The following is a 15,823-nucleotide window of genomic DNA, read 5'->3' as shown; positions in this document are numbered from 1 at the left end:
GGTGACCTGGATGCGGAAACGTGACCACAACGTGCTGACCAACGCCGCATCGCTGCTGATCTGCGGCCTCTTGGCCGGAGTGGTGGTCGCCGCGGCGGCCTTCCCCGTGGCGGCGATGTCCGGACTGGCCGCCAAGGCGGGGGCGGAGACGTTCGATGCGTTGCCCAAGGAGCTGACAGTCGCCCGGGCGCCCCAGATCACCCGGCTGCTCGCGTCCGACGGCAAGACCGTGCTGGCCACGATGTACGACGAGAACCGCAAGGACGTCAAGCTCAAGGACATCTCGCCGTACATGCAGAAGGCCATCATCGCGGCCGAGGACCACGACTTCTACAAGCACAACGGCGTGGACATCAACGGTGTGGCGCGGGCCTTCGTCAACAACCAGGCCTCCGGCTCCTCCCGGCAGGGCGCCTCGACGCTCACCATGCAGTACGTCCGGCTGGCCATCTCCTACTCGGCCACCCACCCGGCCGACGTGGTCGCCGCGACCGAGGACACCAGCGGCCGCAAGCTGCGCGAGATGAGCCTGGCGCTCCAGGTCGACAAGGAGCTCTCCAAGGACGAGATCCTGGAGCGCTACCTGAACATCGCCGCGTTCGGCAACGGCGCGTACGGCATCTGGGCGGCCAGCCAGGTCTACTTCAACAAGCCGCCGAGCAAGCTCGACATCCAGGAGTCGGCGATGCTCGCCGGCATGGTGAAGGCACCCACCGCGTTCGACCCGACCACCAAGGCGGGTTACCCGGAGGCGGTCGGCCGGCGCGACTACGTCATCGACAACATGGTGCAGATCGGCGCGGTCACCCAGCAGGAGGCGGACGCCGCCAAGAAGATCAAGCTCCAGGTCAAGGGCAAGCGCACCCCGAACGGCTGCACCCAGACCACCACCCGCTCGTGGGGCTTCTTCTGCGACTACCTCTACCGCTGGTGGCTCCAGCAGGAGACGTTCGGCGCCACCTCGTACGACCGTGAGCGGCGGCTCAAGAGCGGCGGCTACACCATCGTCTCCACCCTGGACGTCCAGGCCCAGAAGGGCGCCGACAAGGCCGTCCGCAACAAGCTCGGCGAGAGCAGCAAGGCGGCCCGCATGGTGGCCGCCGTCGAACCCGGCACCGGCCGGGTGCGCGCCGTGGCGGTGAACCGGAACTTCAAGCTCGACGACCCGGCCGACCCGCAGAACAAGATCTCCAGTGACCCGAAGAAGGCCAAGAAGAAGATCCGGGGCAACTACCCCAACACGGTGAACCCGCTGGTCACCGGCGGTCCCGGCATCGCCGGCTACCAGGCCGGCTCGACCTTCAAGATCTTCACGCTGGTGGCCGCGCTGGAGAAGGGCTACCCGCTCAGCTACCCCATCAACGCGCAGCCGGTGTTCAAGTCCGACTACCCGGTCGAGTTCAACTCGCCCGCCGCCTGCCCGGGCACCAGCAAGTACTGCCCGAAGAACGCCAACCCCGCGATGGCCGGCATGCACAACATGTGGAGCGGCTTCGGCTTCTCGGTCAACACGTTCTTCATCGACCTCCAGCAGCGGGTCGGCGCGGAGAACGTGGTGAAGGCCGCGCAGAAGCTCGGCATCACGTTCCGCTCGTCGAGCGACGCGCAGCTCGCCGCCAACCCGCACCAGTGGGGCGCGTTCAGCCTCGGCGTCTCCCAGACCACCCCGCTGGAGCTGGCGAACGCGTACGCGACGCTCGCCGCCGACGGCAAGTACTGCGAGCCGATCCCGGTGCAGGAGATCCGTGGCCCGGACGGCGAGAAGCTGGACGTCGCCAACCCCCGCTGCGAGCAGCGGGTCAGCACCGAGGTGGCCCGCGCCGCCGTGGATGCCGCGCGCTGCCCGGTCGGTGACCGCTCCTCCACCACGAAGTGCGGCCCCGCCACCGCCGGCAACGTCCGCAACATCGTCAACGCGCCGGTGGCCGGCAAGTCCGGCACCACCGACTCCGACCGCACCTCGGCGCTGGTCGCGATGACCAAGCAGTACGCGGTGGCCGGCATCATGGCCGACCCGGACTGGCCGCAGACCAACCAGAAGATGGGCCACGACGAGACGCCCCAGGGCATCAACCCGGCTGTCTACCAGACGCTGCGCGACGCCATGAAGGGCAAGGAGCGGAAGAACTTCACGCCGCCCAGCGGCAAGATCGTCCTGGGTGACCAGCGCTCGATCCCGGGCGTGAAGTGCGAGTCCATCGAGACCGCGAAGTCCCGGCTGAAGGGTGCCGGCTTCGAGCCGGTGGTCTCCGGCAACAAGGTGCCGTCGGAGTGCCCGGCCGGCACCGCCGCCGGCACCAGCCCCGACGGCCGCACCATCAAGGGTGGCGTGGTGATGATCGAGGTCAGCTCCGGCCAGGGCACCCCGGAGCAGGGCGGCACCGCCACACCGGGCCGGCCGGGTGGCCCGGGCGGACCGGGTAACGGCGGCCGGCCGGGACGACCGCCGAACTGACAGCCGACACAGCGACGGCCACCTCCCTCGGGAGGTGGCCGTCGTCGTTTCCGCGCTACCGGAGCGCCGGGGTCAGAGACCGAGCTGGCGGCGTACCTCGGCGGCGACCCGACCACCCTCGGCCCGGCCGGCCACCGCGCCCTGGGCCGCCTTCATGGCCGGGCCCATCTGCGCCTTGCCGGTGAAGCCGCCCGCGGCGAGCGCCCCCGAGACCAGCTCGGCCAGCTCGTCGTCGGAGAGCTGCTTGGGCAGGTAGCGCTCCAGCACCTCACCCTCGGCGGTCTCCTTGCCGGCCTGCTCGGCGCGCCCGGCGTCGGCGAACGCCACCGCCGCCTCGCGGCGCTTCTTGGCCTCCTTGGTCAGCACGGCGAGCACCTCGTCGTCGCTGAGCTCGCGCTTTTCCCGGCCGGCGACCTCGGCGTTGCCCACGGCGGCCAGGGCCATCCGCAGCGTGGAGGTGGTCAGCTCGTCGCGCGCCTTGAGAGCGGCGCGCATGTCGGCGGTGAGACGGTCCTTCAGCGTGCTCATGGACGGTGAAACTACCCTGAACGCCATGCGAAAGCGCACACTATTCCGGCTCGCGGCCGGAACCGTCGCCGCCGGTGCGGCCACCCTGGCGTACGCGTCGCTCATCGAGCGCAACATGTTCACCCTCCGCCGGTACGACGTGCCGGTGCTCCCGACCGACGCCGAACCGCTGCGGGTGCTGCACCTCTCCGACCTGCACATGATGCCCGACCAGCGACGCAAGCAGGACTGGGTGGCCTCGCTGGCCGCACTCGACCCCGACCTGGTCGTGGTCACCGGCGACAACATGGCGCACCCGGCGTCGGTGCCGGGCGTGCTGCGCGCCCTGCAACCGCTGCTCGACCTGCCCGGCGCGTTCGTCTTCGGCTCCAACGACTACACCGGCCCGGTCTTCAAGAACCCCTTCACCTACTTCCTGCCCGACCGGGAGTACTCCGAGGGCGTGCCGCTGCCGTACGAGGAACTGCGCGACATCCTCACCGGCGCCGGCTGGGCGGACCTGAACAACGCCCGCACCACGCTCAAGGCCGGCGGGCGGGAGATCGAGCTGGCAGGCGTGGACGACCCCCACATCGAACGGGACGACTACGACGCCGTGGCCGGCCCGGTCAGTGGCGACGCGGCGCTTTCGATCGCGTTGTCCCACTCCCCCGAGCCCGTGGTGCTGGACCGGATGGCCGCCGACGGCTTCGGTCTGCTGCTCGCCGGGCACACCCACGGCGGCCAGGTCTGCGTGCCCGGGTACGGCGCCCTGGTGACCAACTGCGGGCTGCCCCGCTCGATGGCGCGGGGGCTGCACCGCTGGCCCGGCTCGGACTCCTGGCTGCACGTCTCCGCCGGCCTCGGCACCCACCCCACCGCCCCGATCCGCTTCGCCTGTCCCCCAGAGGCCAGCATCCTCACCTTGATCCCCCGCTGACCCCCCGGCAGATCTTGGTACGCGGCCGCCCCTCGGAGGGCTCATCCGTACCAAGATCTGCCGGGTACGCGGGGCGGGGGGTACCGAGTTTGACCGTGCGGGCGGGTGGGCTACTATTTGTCGGCACGCCTCGGGGTGTGGCGCAGCTTGGTAGCGCGCTTCGTTCGGGACGAAGAGGTCGTCGGTTCGAATCCGGCCACCCCGACCAGAGGTAAGAGGGCACATCCGATCGACCGGATGTGCCCTCTGCGTTTTCCCGGCACCGATCACCGTCGCAGTAGGATCCCGCCATGCCACGGCCGGTGGTCTTCGACCTCTTCCACACCCTGGTCCACGGCGCCGACGACGAGCGGGACCGGGTGGTCGGCGAGATGGCGCTCATCGTCGGAGTGGATCCGGCGGCGCTCGTCTCCGCGTACCACGCCACTTGGCGGGACCGCCTGGTCCGGTGGGACGCGGCCGAGACGGTACGCATCCTCGCCGCGCGTCTCGGCGGCTCGCCGACTGATGAGCAGGTGACCCGGGCCGCCGCGCATCGGCTGACTCTCGCCCACCGGGTGCTGGGCCGCGTCTCGCCCGTCACTCTGGACGTGCTCGACGCGCTGCGCGAGCGCGGGCACCGGCTGGCCCTGATCAGCAACGCCACCTCCGAGACGGCCGAGGCGTGGCCGGGCGGCCCGCTCGCCCGGCGCTTCGACGTGGCGGTCTTCTCCTGCGAGGTCGGGCTGGCCAAGCCGGACCCGGCTATCTACCGCACCGCCGCGCAGCGGCTGGGCGTCGCGCCGGCCGACTGCGTGTACGTGGGCGACGGCGCGGACGGCGAGCTGGCCGGCGCGGCGGCGGCCGGCATGACGGTGCTCCGGACCACGGAACACCAGGACACCGACCCGGGCTGGATCGGACCGGTGATCGCGAACCTCGGTGACCTGCCCGCCCACGTGGAGCAACCGGCCTCGGCCGATTAGATCGACGGAACTGCCCGAAGCCACCCCGCCACGCGCGGTTGCCCCTGCCTCCTGGCAAAGTGTGCGCATGTCGCCGATGATCCGATCCCGCCTGACCGATTGGACCACCGTCGCGCCCCTGGTCGCCGTGCTCGTGCTCGTGATGACCTGGGGACGGGAGCTGCCCGGTCCGCTCATCTTCGTGGTGGCGGCCCTGCTCGCCGCGGCCGTACTGGCGGCGGTGCACCACGCCGAGGTGGTCGCGCACAAGGTCGGTGAACCATTCGGGTCACTCGTGCTCGCGGTGGCGGTCACCGTGATCGAAGTCGGTCTGATCGTCACGCTGATGATCAGCGGCGGGGACAAGACGCAGGCGCTGGCGCGGGACACCGTCTTCGCCGCCATCATGATCACCTGCAACGGCATCCTCGGCCTTTCGCTGCTGCTCGGCGCGCTGCGGCGGCAGGTCGCGGTGTTCAATCCGGAGGGCACCGGCGGGGCGCTCGCCACTGTGGCCACGCTCGCCACGCTCAGCCTTGTGGTGCCGACGTTCACCACGAGCCGGCCGGGACCGGAGTTCTCCCCGGCGCAGCTCGCCTTCGCGGCGGTCGCCTCGCTGGCGCTCTACCTGCTGTTCGTCATGGTGCAGACCGGCCGGCACCGCGACTACTTCCTCCCGGTCACGCAGGAGGGCAGCATCCTCGCCGAGGACAAGAACGGTGACGGGCACGCCGAGCCGCCGTCCACGCGTACCGCGCTGGCCAGCCTGGCCCTGCTGGTGGTGGCGCTCGTCGCGGTGGTGGGCGACGCGAAGACGATCTCCCCGGCGATCGAGACGGCGGTCGGCGCGGCCAACCTGCCGCAGGCGTTCGTCGGCGTGGTCATCGCGCTGCTGGTGCTGCTGCCGGAGACGCTCGCCGCCGCCCGGGCAGCCCGGCGGGACCGGGTGCAGATCAGCCTCAATCTCGCGCTCGGCTCGGCCATGGCCAGCATCGGCCTGACCATCCCGGCCATCGCGATCGCCTCGATCTGGTTGGACGGGCCGCTGGTGCTGGGCCTGGGCGGCACCCAGATGACGCTGCTGGCGCTGACCGCTGTGGCAGCGGTGCTCACCGTCGTGCCGGGGCGGGCGACTGTGCTCCAGGGCGGGGTGCACCTGGTGCTGCTCGCCGCGTTCGTCTTCCTGGCCGCCAGCCCGTAAGCGGGGCCCACTGCCGGGCCGCGCACCGGCAAGCGCGCGCCGGCAAGAACCGTCAGTCGTGCATCTCCGTGCGCGCCACCTCGGCGAACGCGGCGGTCAGGTACTCGGCGAACGGGCGCCCGGTGACCGCCAGCAGGTCGGCCACCAGCAGCGGCGCGTGCCGGGCGATCGCCGCCGGGGCGGGCGGGTTCTCGTCGTCGCCCGGGTCGTAGACGCCGAGCGCGCCGGCCAGCAGCACCAGCAGCACGTGCGGGTCGACGTCGGGCCACCAGGACGCCGCCGAACGGACGCACTGTTCGAGCACCTGGCGTACGTCGTCGCCGTCCAGCCCGTCCGGGTGGCCCTCCTCCAGCAGCAGCCGGACCACGCCGCCGAGCACCAGCCCGGCCCGGTCGGCGGCGGCCAGCCGCTCGACGGCCGGGGCGTACGCCTCGGCGTCGCGGGCCTGCGCGGCGCTCACCGCGTCGGTGGCCGTCTCGGCGATCTCGCGGGCCGGTGCGGGCAGGTGCCGCCAGGTCGTGGTCACCGGGTCAGCATGGCAGAGCACGTGTGATCGCTCACCTTCCGGCCCGGCGACCACGTGTGTAAGGGGTAAACGGGTCGCGGGCGTCGTACCCGCCGAACAGAATCCCTGCCATGCTGCGCCGTGCCCTGCCCGCCCGTCCCGAAGCCCGCCGGATCCTGCTCGGCACTTTGTTCTCCGCGGTCGGGCGCGGCCTCACCCTGCCGTTCCTGTTCATCTACCTCACCGACGTACGCGGCCTGACCGACACCCGGGCCGGGCTGGTGATCGGCTGGTTCGGCGCTGTCACGCTCGCTCTGTCGCCGCTGGCCGGCACGTTCATCGACCGGTTCGGCGCGCGCCGGGTGGTGTTGCCCTGCCTGGTGATCGAGGCGGTCGGGACCGGCTCGCTGGCGCTGGTCGACTCGACCGCCTCGGCGTTCGGCGTGATGACGGTCGTCGCGGTGGGCAGTTCGGCGATCTGGGCCGGGCAGAACACGATCCTCGCCTCGCTGACCGGTGACGGCGAGCGGCAGCGCGTCTTCGGGCTCAACTTCGCGCTGCTCAACCTGGGCATCGGCACCGGCGGTCTGATCTCCGGCGCGGTGGTCGACGTGGCCCGTCCGATCACCTTCGAGGTGATCTACCTGCTGGACGCGGTGAGCTACCTGACGCCGGCACTGATCCTGCTCACGCTGCCGAACGTGGGGCACCGGCCGATCCTGGCCACGGGCGCGAAGGCCGACGACCGGAGGAGCGGCGGCTACCTCACGGTGCTGCGGGACCGGCCGTTCCGCCGCCTGGTCGTCTTCGGCCTGGTGCTCACCACCTGCGGGTACGCGCAGATCGAGGTGGGCTTCGCGGCGTACTCGGTCCGGGTGGTCGAGGTGACGCCCCGGGTGGTGGCGTGGGCGCTCGCCGCGAACACCGTGATGATCGTGCTCTCGCAGCTGCTGGTGATCCGGCGGTTGGAGGGGCGCAGCCGTACCCGGGCACTCGCCACCGTCGGCGCGGTCTTCGCCGGCGCGTGGCTGGTGCTCGGCGCCGCGGGTGTGGTGGGCAGCGGCAACGCGGTGCTCGCGGCGCTCGGCGTGGTGGCCTGTTCGGCGATCTTCGGGTTCGGCGAGACGATGCTGTCGCCGGTCATGCCCGCGCTCACAAACGCGCTGGCCACCGACGAGCTGCGCGGCCGGTACAACGCGATGAGCTCGATGATCTTCGGGATCAGCGGCGTGGTCGGTCCGGTCACCGCCGGGCCGCTGATCGGCGCGGCGCACGGCCGGGTGTGGGTGGCGGTCGTGGTGGGCGGCTGCCTGGCCGCCTCGGTGCTCGCGCTGTCGCTGCGTCCGCTGCTCACCGCCGCGCAGGACGGCCGCCTGGCCCCCGCCCCGGCCAAGCAGCCGGCCGGCGTGGCCTGACACAGAACGGGCCCCGGAGCTGAGCGCTCCGGGGCCCGTCCGCGGTGCGGTCGGCCGTCAGCCGGCGGCGACCTCGGTGGTCGTGCGGATCCGGTCCAGCGCCGGCGGGGAGACCGGCGACTTCTCGGTCAGGTACGCGGTGAAGGCGTCCAGGTCGATCTGGCCGGTCACCGCGTTGGTGCCACCGGTCAGGACGCTGAAGCCGTCGCCGCCACCGGCGAGGAAGTTGTTCACGGTGACCCGGTAGGTGGCGGTGTCCGTCACCGGGGTGCCGTTGATGGTGAGGCTGCCCCGGACCACCCGGGTGCCGGCGCACGGCGTGCCGGCCGGCGCGGTGGTGCCGTTGACGTCCACGACGTAGTTGACGGTCGAGGACGCGTAGAGCACGCGCGCGACGGTGAACTGCTGCTCCAGCATGCAGTAGAGCTGCGCGCCGGTCAGGTCCAGCGTCACCAGGTTGTTGGCGAACGGCTGCACGGTGAACGCCTCGGCGTAGGTGACCGGGCCGGCGTCGAGGTCGGCGCGGACGCCACCGGGGTTCATGAACGCGGCGACCGCGTTCTGCTCGGTGTCGGTGGCGGCGAGCTGCGCGTCGGCGATCAGGTTGCCGAGCGGCGACTCACCGGTCTGGTACGTCGGCTTGCCGTTGACGTCGACCCCGGTCTGGTACAGGTTCTCCTGGGTCTTGGTGATCGCGGCGGTGGTCTCGCCCACCACCCGGTCGGCCACCGGGCCGAGCGCGGTCTTGTACCGGTTGATCAGCTCCGTCGAGGCCGGGTCCTTCTCGACGTCCCGCGTGACCACCACGTTGTTCGCGGACGCGGTGACCACGTCGCGGGTACGCGGGTCGATCTTCAGGTCGATCTGGGTGACCAGGCGGCCGAACGAGCTGGCGCTGGTGACCAGCTTGCCGTTGATGTTGCAGTTGTACGCGGCGTGGGTGTGCCCGCTGACGATCACGTCGATGGACGGGTCCATCCGGTTGGCGATGTCGACGATCGGGCCGCTGAACCCGGTGCAGTCGTTGATGCCGCCGCCGTTCTGCACGCCGCCCTCGTGCAGCAGCACGACGATGCTCTTGACCCCGAGCAGGCGCAGGATCTTGGCGTACTTGTTGGCGGTGTCGGCCTCGTCGGTGAACCGCAGGCCGGCGACGCCCTGCTGGCTGACGATGTTCGGGGTGCCCTCCAGGGTCATCCCGATGAAGCCGATCGGGACACCCTTGACGATCTTGATGCCGAACGGCTGCATCAGCGGCAGGCCGGTGGAGGTCTTGAAGGCGTTCGCCGAGAGGTACTTGAACTTGGCGCCACCGAACGGGGTGCCGTCGGCGCAGCCGTCCACCGGGTGGCAGCCGCCGCGCTGCATGCGCAGCAGCTCGGCCGCGCCCTCGTCGAACTCGTGGTTGCCGACGCTTGCGAACTCCAGCCCGGCGAGGTTCATCTCCTCGATGGTGGGCTCGTCGTGGAACGCGGCGGAGAGCAGCGGCGAGGCGCCGATCAGGTCACCCGCGGCGACCGTGACAGTGCCCTTGCCCTGCTGCTTGGCGGCGGCGCGCATCGACTTCAGGTGGCTGGCCAGGTATTCCGCGCCACCGGCCGGCTGGCCCTCGATGGTGCCGCTGGAGCCGGTCGGCGGCTCCAGGTTTCCGTGGAAGTCGTTGATCGCGAGCAACTGGACGTCGACCGGCTTCGGGCGGGCCTCGGCCTGGTCGGGGGTGACGGCGACCGCTGTGAACGCGGTCGCGGCGAGTGCGGCCAGGCCGACGGCGGCCCGGCGTCGCATCCCGGTGACGGACATGGAACTCCTCGTGAGATGCCGGTATGTGGCGTCCGGGCGATGGTTCGCCCGGCGACCCTGATCCGTGCCGTGACAGGTGTCGATCGCGGAGGGCGGTACTCGGGGGAACGCCGCCCCGCCGGGGTAGCTTCTCATCCACCGGCCGCCAGGTCGAACGGGGCGGCATCAGGAATCGTCGTTGTCCTGAGCGGCCCGTACCGGTCTGCCGGACGAGTCGGACATGACGGTCAGGTGAAATTCCGCGCGGCGCACGCTGTCGATGCCTGCCGCTGTCGAAGGCGCCGGCTCCCAGGGACAGGGAGCCGACGCCGACGCTCATGTCACGCGGAAATCCTTGCGCTGGCAACCGTCCTTGCCGGAATCACCTCCTGCCGGACACCCATCGCGGACCGAACGGTCGTTCATGTCCGACGGCCCGGCATATCGAACGAACTGTCCGAACTCGACTCACTGCCGGGCGTGCCGGTCCGAGGTCCGCTGTGGGCGGTGACGACGAGCCTGCGCAACGCCGGACGCGTCCACCGCCCGGCGACCCCCGGCCGGCCCGCCAGATAGCCGACCGTCCGCGCGGCGTCCCAGCCGTGCGCCTCGCGCAGCCCGCGCGCCAGCATCCCGAGATAGACCGGGGCGGGCCGGGTCCACTGCACCTCCACCGCCCGATGCGGCGCGGTGAACGTGAGCATCGGCAGATCCTCGTGGACGCCGACGCGCAGCAGCGTCTCGTAGCGGCCCGGCCCGAGCGTCGCCCGCCCGGTCTCGACCGCCGCAAGGATCCCGGCCAGGTCGGCGCCGGGCGGCCGGTACATCTCCTGCGCGGCGATGTCAGCGAACTGCTCGACGGTCACCAGATAGCCGCGCGCTGCTGCCCGGCCGGGCAGCAGCGGGTCGTAGAACGCCATGCCGCCGGTCCAGGCCCGCGACTCACCGGCGAAGTAGACGCCGCCGGGGATCAGCACCGGCACCGTCCGGCGCGGTGGCCGGCGGTCCCGGCAGCCGGGGTACGTGCGCAGCCCGCCCGGTGGACACCCGCCACGCAGGTACCAGCCGAGCCGGGCGGCGTGCAGGTTCGAGCCGTACGCGACGTACCAGAGCATCGGCGGCGCGGTTCAGAACCAGCAGGTGCGCCCGGCGGCGTGGCTGACCTGGACGGTGTGCGTCACGCAGCCGCCGTCGGCGATGCGGTGCAGCAGGAAGGCGGTCGGCTCGGCGACGAAACCCGGCTCCTCCTCGTCGGCCATGGTCAGGCTCACCTGGATCCAGGTGCTCGGCGCGGTCGTCAGCACCGTACCGGCGAACGCGCTCGTCACCTGGCGGTGCAGGTGCCCCGCGGCGACGCGTACGACATGGGGGTGACGGCCGACCACGGCGGCGAGCGCGTCGGCGTCGGCGAGGCCCATCGCGTCCATGCCCGGCACGCCCACCGCGACCGGCGGATGGTGCAGGCACACGACGGCGGGTGCGTCGGTACGCCCGGCGAGCACCCCGTCCAGCCAGGCGAGCTGCTCGTCGCCGAGCCGTCCGCCGGGGCTGCCCGGGGTGAGCGAGTCGAGCACCACGAGCGTCGCGTCCGGCAGGTCGACGTGGTAGTGCGCCGAGAAGCCACCGGCCAGGTACGGGGCGCCGCCGAACGTGTCGAGCAGCGACTCGCGGTCGTCGTGGTTGCCGGTCACCAGGTGCACAGGCAGCGGGAACGCGCCGACGATCTCGCGCAGGGCGAGGTATTCGTCCGGCCGGCCGTTCGCGGTGAGGTCGCCGGTGATCACCACGCAGTCGGGCCGGGGACGCAGGGCGAGCACCGTGCCGAGCGCCCGGTGCAACCCGGACGCCGGGTCGGCCGCGAGCGGGCCGGTGGTCACGTGCGGGTCGCTGAGCTGGGCGATGAGCATCGGCCGCCTCCTCGGGTGCCCGGGCCCTCACGCTATCGCCGCGCACCCTCCCCGCGCAGGCCCGCTTCTGCCCACAGGCTGTGTCCACAGCCTGTGGATAGCACATGTGTACGAAGGTCGGCGGCGGTTGCGCTGAGTACCCTTGATCGCGACCCGACCCCCTCCGAGCAGGAACGACGTGGATCACGAGCGAGTCCTCCGCGACGTCACGGTGCGCCTCCCCACGGCGTCGACCGTCCCGGAGGCGTGCCAGTGGACCGTCGCCGCGCTCGCCCGGCACACCCCGGCGACCGCCACCGTCCTGCTCCGCGTCCACGACCGTCTGCGCTGCGTCGCCGCCACCGGCGCCTGGCAGGTCTTCTCGCACGTGCCGGCGACCGCCGACGGCACCCCACCGGGCCGCCACCGGCCCGAACCCTCGGTGGTGCGGCGGGTCTACGCCTCCGGGACCACCGCCGCCGTGCCCGACGTCGGCGCCGACCCCGACTACCTCGAGGTCCGCCCGGACGTCACAGCCGAACTCTGCGTGCCGGTACGCGACCCGGACGGCCGTCCGATCGGGGTGCTCGACCTGCAGTGGAGCGAGCCGGTCGTGCTCGCGGCCTGGCGGGAGACAGCCGAGCTGGTGGCCGACCGACTCGGCGGGCGGATCGCCGCGCTCGGCGGGCCGCCGGCCGAGAGCCGCAGCGAGAAGCTGCTCCGGCACGCCGCCGCGTTCACCGCCGCCCCGACCGACTGGGACCTGATGACCGCCGCGCTCGCCGCGGCCCGGGACGTCTCAGCGCTCTCCGCCGCCGTACTGGTGCTCACCGGCCGGCGCGGCCCACGCCTCGGCGCGCCCACGGCCACACCGGGCGAGCTGGAGGCACGGATCCGGGCCGAGCTGGACGAGGCCGGAGCGGCCGCGCTCGACCGCATGATCGACCGGGCCCACCGGTACGGCTCGGCGTACACGCTGGGCGAGGCGGGCCACCCGCCCACCGAGGAGTACCTGCCGCTGACCCGGGCCGGCGCGCGCACGCTTGTGGCGGTGCCGGTCGGCACACCAGCCTCCGGTGGCGGCGTGCTGCTCGTCGCCGACGAGCAGCGCCTGCGCCCCGACCCGACCACAGTCAACCTGATCGAGCTGCTCGCCGGGCAGGCGTGGACCTGCCTGGACCGGCTGCGTACGCTCGCCCGGCTCCGCGAGCAGGCCAGCTCGGACCCGCTCACCGGGCTGCGGCACACCGGCCCGTTCGGGCAGCGGATCGCCACCGCCACGCCGGGGCGTACCGCGCTGCTGGCGATCGACGTGGACGGGTTCAAGGACGTCAACGACACGTACGGCCACCAGGCCGGTGACCGGCTCCTGGTGGGGCTGGCCCGGGCGCTCGAAGGCGCGCTACGTCAGGGCGACGAGCTGTACCGGACCGGCGGCGACGAGTTCGTGGCGGTGATCGAGGTGAGCCGCCCGGAGGAGGCGGTACGGATCGCCGAACGGCTCACCGAGGCGGCCCGCCGTACCGGCCGGACGATCAGCGTCGGCATCGCCCTGCCGAGACCCGGCGAGTCTCCCGAACGCACCCTGCACCGAGCCGACCAGGCTCTCTACGCCGTGAAGCGCCACGGCCGAGACGGCGTCCACCTCTCCGCCGCCTGACCCACTCCGTCCGCCCCGCCCCCGCCCCCGTCACCCCTCTCCCGTCACCCCTCTCCCCCGCGATCTTGCACTTTAGGCCCTGGCAAATGCCGCATATGCCCCACAAGCAGGGCCGAAAGTGCAAGATCAACGCCGGACGGGGCGGCGGAGGGAGGGCGGCGGGAGGTGGGCCGCGTTATGGGCGGGTCAGGTCCTTGGCCAGGAGTTCGGCGATCTGGGCCGTGTTGAGGGCGGCGCCCTTGCGGAGGTTGTCGCCCGTCACGAAGAGGTCCAGAGCGCGGGGGTCGTCCACCGCGCGGCGGATCCGGCCCACCCACGAGGGGTCGGTGCCGACGGCGTCGATCGGCATCGGGAACTCCCCTGCGGCCGGGTCGTCGACCAGGATCACGCCCGGCGCGTTGCGCAGCACCTCACGGGCGCCCTCGGCGTCCACCTCGGTGGCGAAGACCGCGTGCACGGCGACCGAGTGGCCGGTCACCACCGGCACCCGTACGCAGGTGGCGGACACCTTGAGGTCGGGCAGCCCGAGGATCTTGCGCGACTCGTTGCGCAGCTTCATCTCCTCGGAGGACCAGCCGCCGTCGGCGAGCGAGCCCGCCCACGGTACGACGTTCAGCGCCAGCGGGGCCGGGAACGGACCCAGCTCGTCGCCGACTGCCTGTCGCACGTCACCGGCGCGGGAACCGAGCACCCGGTCGCCGGCGATCTTGCCGAGCTGGAGGTGCAGCGCGTCCACGCCGGCCTGGCCCGCCCCGGAGACCGCCTGGTACGACGCGAGCACCAGCTCGCGCAGCCCGTACTCGCGGTGCAGCGGCGCGACCGCCACGATCATCGCCAGCGTGGTGCAGTTGGCGTTGGCGATGATGCCCTTGGGCCGGTTGCGTACCTGCTCGGGGTTGATCTCGGGGACCACCAGCGGGACGTCGCGGTCCATCCGGAACGCGCCGGAGTTGTCCACCACCACCGCGCCGCGCGCGGCGGCGACCGGGGCCCACTCCGCGGAGACGTCGTCCGGCACGTCGAACATCGCCACGTCGACGCCGTCGAGCGCGTCGGCGGTGAGCGCCTGGACGGTCAGCTCCTCGCCCCGGCACTGCACGCGCCGGCCGGCCGACCGCTCGGAGGCGAGCAGCCGGATCTCGCCCCACACGTTGCGCCGGGAGGAGAGGATCTGGCACATCACCGTACCGACGGCACCTGTCGCCCCGACCACGGCGAGGGTGGGCAGCGACGCCATGGCGCGTTACCGCCCGGTGCCGGCGTAGACGACGGCTTCGGTGTCACCACCCAGCTCGAAGGCGTCGTGGATGGCGCGGACCGCCTTGTCGAGGTCGGTGTCGCGGCAGACCACGGAGACCCGGATCTCCGACGTGGAGATCATCTCGATGTTCACGCCGGCCGCGCCGAGGGCGGCGAAGAAGCCGGCGGCCACGCCCGGGTGCGAGCGCATGCCCGCGCCGATGAGGGAGACCTTGCCGACGTGGTCGTCGTACAGCAGGCCCTTGAACTTGACCGACTCCTGGATCTTGCTGAGCGCGGTCATCGCGGTCGGGCCGTCGGCCTTGGGCAGCGTGAACGAGATGTCCGTGCGGCCGGTGCCCTCGGTGGACACGTTCTGCACGATCATGTCGATGTTGATCTCCGCGCCGGCCACGGTGTCGAAGATCGACGCGGCGGCGCCCGGCTCGTCGGGCACGCCGACGATCGTGATCTTCGCTTCGCTGCGGTCGTGGGCGACCCCGGTGATCAGTGCCTGTTCCACAGGAAGGTCCTCCATCGATCCGGTGACCATCGTGCCGGTGTTGGTCGAGTATGACGAACGGACGTGGATCGGCAAGCCCGCGCGCCGCGCGTACTCGACGCTGCGCAGGTGCAGCACCTTCGCGCCGCAGGCGGCCAGTTCCAGCATCTCCTCGTACGTGATCTGCTTGATGTGCCGGGCGTTCGGCACGATGCGCGGGTCGGCGGTGAAGATGCCGTCCACGTCGGTGTAGATCTCGCAGACGTCCGCCTCCAGCGCGGCGGCGAGCGCCACGGCAGTGGTGTCCGAACCGCCCCGCCCGAGCGTGGTGACGTCCTTGGTGTCCTGCGAGACGCCCTGGAAACCGGCGACGATGACCACCGCGCCCTCGTCCAGCGCGCCCTTGAGCCGCCCCGGGGTCACGTCGATGATCCGGGCCCGGCCGTGCACCGAGGTGGTGATCACGCCGGCCTGCGAACCGGTGAACGAGCGTGCCTCGTACCCCAGGTTGTGGATGGCCATGGCCAGCAGCGCCATGGAGATCCGCTCCCCGGCGGTGAGCAGCATGTCCAGCTCACGGCCCGGCGGCAGCGGGCTGACCTGGTTGGCCAGGTCGAGCAGCTCGTCGGTGGTGTCGCCCATGGCGGACACCACCACCACCACGTCGTCGCCGGCCTTGCGCGCGGCCACGATGCGCTCGGCCACCCGCTTGATCCGCTCGGCGTTGGCGACGGAGGACCCGCCGTACTTCTGCACCACGAGTGCCACGACGGTGCACTCCCTCCCAGCG

Annotated in this window: 13 protein-coding genes and 1 tRNA gene; 7 read left to right on the top strand and 7 right to left on the bottom strand. The window is 72.0% G+C overall.

The window, feature by feature from the left end:
* Positions 1-10: 10 nt before the first annotated feature.
* Positions 11-2,455, top strand: a complete 2,445-nt coding sequence (locus FB455_RS13685; protein WP_145753584.1) for a transglycosylase domain-containing protein — start codon at positions 11-13, stop codon at positions 2,453-2,455.
* A 72-nt stretch (positions 2,456-2,527) separates the two neighbouring features.
* On the opposite strand, the gene FB455_RS13680 is transcribed toward FB455_RS13685, so the two are convergent.
* On the bottom strand, positions 2,528-2,983 hold the full coding sequence (locus tag FB455_RS13680) for a GatB/YqeY domain-containing protein (RefSeq protein ID WP_030273797.1): 456 nt from the start codon (positions 2,981-2,983) through the stop codon (positions 2,528-2,530).
* Between the two features lie 25 nt (positions 2,984-3,008).
* Between FB455_RS13680 and FB455_RS13675 the strand changes: the two genes are divergently transcribed.
* From FB455_RS13675 to FB455_RS13660, 4 genes are all read left to right on the top strand, one after another.
* On the top strand, positions 3,009-3,902 hold the full coding sequence (locus tag FB455_RS13675; protein ID WP_145753582.1) for a metallophosphoesterase: 894 nt from the start codon (positions 3,009-3,011) through the stop codon (positions 3,900-3,902).
* Between the two features lie 131 nt (positions 3,903-4,033).
* Positions 4,034-4,110 (top strand) — tRNA-Pro (locus FB455_RS13670).
* 82 nt (positions 4,111-4,192) lie between these two features.
* The gene (locus FB455_RS13665; RefSeq protein ID WP_145753580.1) at positions 4,193-4,867 is read left to right on the top strand and encodes an HAD-IA family hydrolase; all 675 of its coding nucleotides are present in this window, start codon (positions 4,193-4,195) and stop codon (positions 4,865-4,867) included.
* A gap of 76 nt (positions 4,868-4,943) precedes the next feature.
* Positions 4,944-6,047 (top strand): calcium:cation antiporter, encoded by a 1,104-nt coding sequence (locus FB455_RS13660; RefSeq protein ID WP_013289031.1) that lies wholly within the window; start codon positions 4,944-4,946, stop codon positions 6,045-6,047.
* A 52-nt stretch (positions 6,048-6,099) separates the two neighbouring features.
* Here the strand turns inward: FB455_RS13660 and FB455_RS13655 are convergent, their stop codons facing one another.
* On the bottom strand, positions 6,100-6,573 hold the full coding sequence (locus tag FB455_RS13655; protein ID WP_225319843.1) for a hypothetical protein: 474 nt from the start codon (positions 6,571-6,573) through the stop codon (positions 6,100-6,102).
* Positions 6,574-6,683: 110 nt separating this feature from the next.
* Between FB455_RS13655 and FB455_RS13650 the strand changes: the two genes are divergently transcribed.
* On the top strand, positions 6,684-7,967 hold the full coding sequence (locus FB455_RS13650; protein ID WP_013289033.1) for an MFS transporter: 1,284 nt from the start codon (positions 6,684-6,686) through the stop codon (positions 7,965-7,967).
* Between the two features lie 57 nt (positions 7,968-8,024).
* Here FB455_RS13650 and FB455_RS13645 read toward each other — a convergent pair whose 3' ends face one another.
* The 3 genes from FB455_RS13645 to FB455_RS13635 all read right to left on the bottom strand — a co-directional run bounded on the left by FB455_RS13645 (position 8,025) and on the right by FB455_RS13635 (position 11,653).
* The gene (locus FB455_RS13645; protein WP_013289034.1) at positions 8,025-9,767 is read right to left on the bottom strand and encodes a bifunctional metallophosphatase/5'-nucleotidase; all 1,743 of its coding nucleotides are present in this window, start codon (positions 9,765-9,767) and stop codon (positions 8,025-8,027) included.
* Positions 9,768-10,168: 401 nt separating this feature from the next.
* A complete protein-coding gene (locus FB455_RS13640; protein WP_030273805.1) occupies positions 10,169-10,861 on the bottom strand; it encodes a hypothetical protein in 693 nt (230 codons plus the stop codon).
* A 12-nt stretch (positions 10,862-10,873) separates the two neighbouring features.
* Positions 10,874-11,653 (bottom strand): phosphodiesterase, encoded by a 780-nt coding sequence (locus FB455_RS13635; RefSeq protein ID WP_071097491.1) that lies wholly within the window; start codon positions 11,651-11,653, stop codon positions 10,874-10,876.
* A 178-nt stretch (positions 11,654-11,831) separates the two neighbouring features.
* Between FB455_RS13635 and FB455_RS13630 the strand changes: the two genes are divergently transcribed.
* Complete coding sequence (locus FB455_RS13630; protein WP_145753578.1) at positions 11,832-13,292, top strand: diguanylate cyclase domain-containing protein; 1,461 nt, start codon at positions 11,832-11,834, stop codon at positions 13,290-13,292.
* A 175-nt stretch (positions 13,293-13,467) separates the two neighbouring features.
* Here FB455_RS13630 and FB455_RS13625 read toward each other — a convergent pair whose 3' ends face one another.
* Together FB455_RS13625 and FB455_RS13620 are read right to left on the bottom strand one after the other, a co-directional pair.
* Positions 13,468-14,529: an aspartate-semialdehyde dehydrogenase gene (locus tag FB455_RS13625; protein ID WP_013289038.1), complete on the bottom strand. Its 1,062-nt coding sequence runs from the start codon at positions 14,527-14,529 to the stop codon at positions 13,468-13,470.
* 6 nt (positions 14,530-14,535) lie between these two features.
* Positions 14,536-15,801: an aspartate kinase gene (locus FB455_RS13620; RefSeq protein WP_013289039.1), complete on the bottom strand. Its 1,266-nt coding sequence runs from the start codon at positions 15,799-15,801 to the stop codon at positions 14,536-14,538.
* Between the last annotated feature and the right edge of the window lie 22 nt (positions 15,802-15,823).

This window comes from Micromonospora sp. CNZ296 (assembly GCF_007827635.1).
Note: the sequence above shows the minus strand (reverse complement) of the source record. Positions and strands in the feature narration are given on the sequence as shown.

Excerpts from the sequence above, each read along its gene's own strand:
- FB455_RS13685 (WP_145753584.1), top strand. The coding sequence starts at position 11 with ATGCGGAAACGTGACCACAACGTGCTGACCAACGCCGCATCGCTGCTG.
- FB455_RS13680 (WP_030273797.1), bottom strand. The coding sequence starts at position 2,983 with ATGAGCACGCTGAAGGACCGTCTCACCGCCGACATGCGCGCCGCTCTC.
- FB455_RS13675 (WP_145753582.1), top strand. The coding sequence starts at position 3,009 with ATGCGAAAGCGCACACTATTCCGGCTCGCGGCCGGAACCGTCGCCGCC.
- FB455_RS13665 (WP_145753580.1), top strand. The coding sequence starts at position 4,193 with ATGCCACGGCCGGTGGTCTTCGACCTCTTCCACACCCTGGTCCACGGC.
- FB455_RS13660 (WP_013289031.1), top strand. The coding sequence starts at position 4,944 with ATGATCCGATCCCGCCTGACCGATTGGACCACCGTCGCGCCCCTGGTC.
- FB455_RS13650 (WP_013289033.1), top strand. The coding sequence starts at position 6,684 with ATGCTGCGCCGTGCCCTGCCCGCCCGTCCCGAAGCCCGCCGGATCCTG.
- FB455_RS13645 (WP_013289034.1), bottom strand. The coding sequence starts at position 9,767 with ATGTCCGTCACCGGGATGCGACGCCGGGCCGCCGTCGGCCTGGCCGCA.
- FB455_RS13640 (WP_030273805.1), bottom strand. The coding sequence starts at position 10,861 with ATGCTCTGGTACGTCGCGTACGGCTCGAACCTGCACGCCGCCCGGCTC.
- FB455_RS13635 (WP_071097491.1), bottom strand. The coding sequence starts at position 11,653 with ATGCTCATCGCCCAGCTCAGCGACCCGCACGTGACCACCGGCCCGCTC.
- FB455_RS13625 (WP_013289038.1), bottom strand. The coding sequence starts at position 14,529 with ATGGCGTCGCTGCCCACCCTCGCCGTGGTCGGGGCGACAGGTGCCGTC.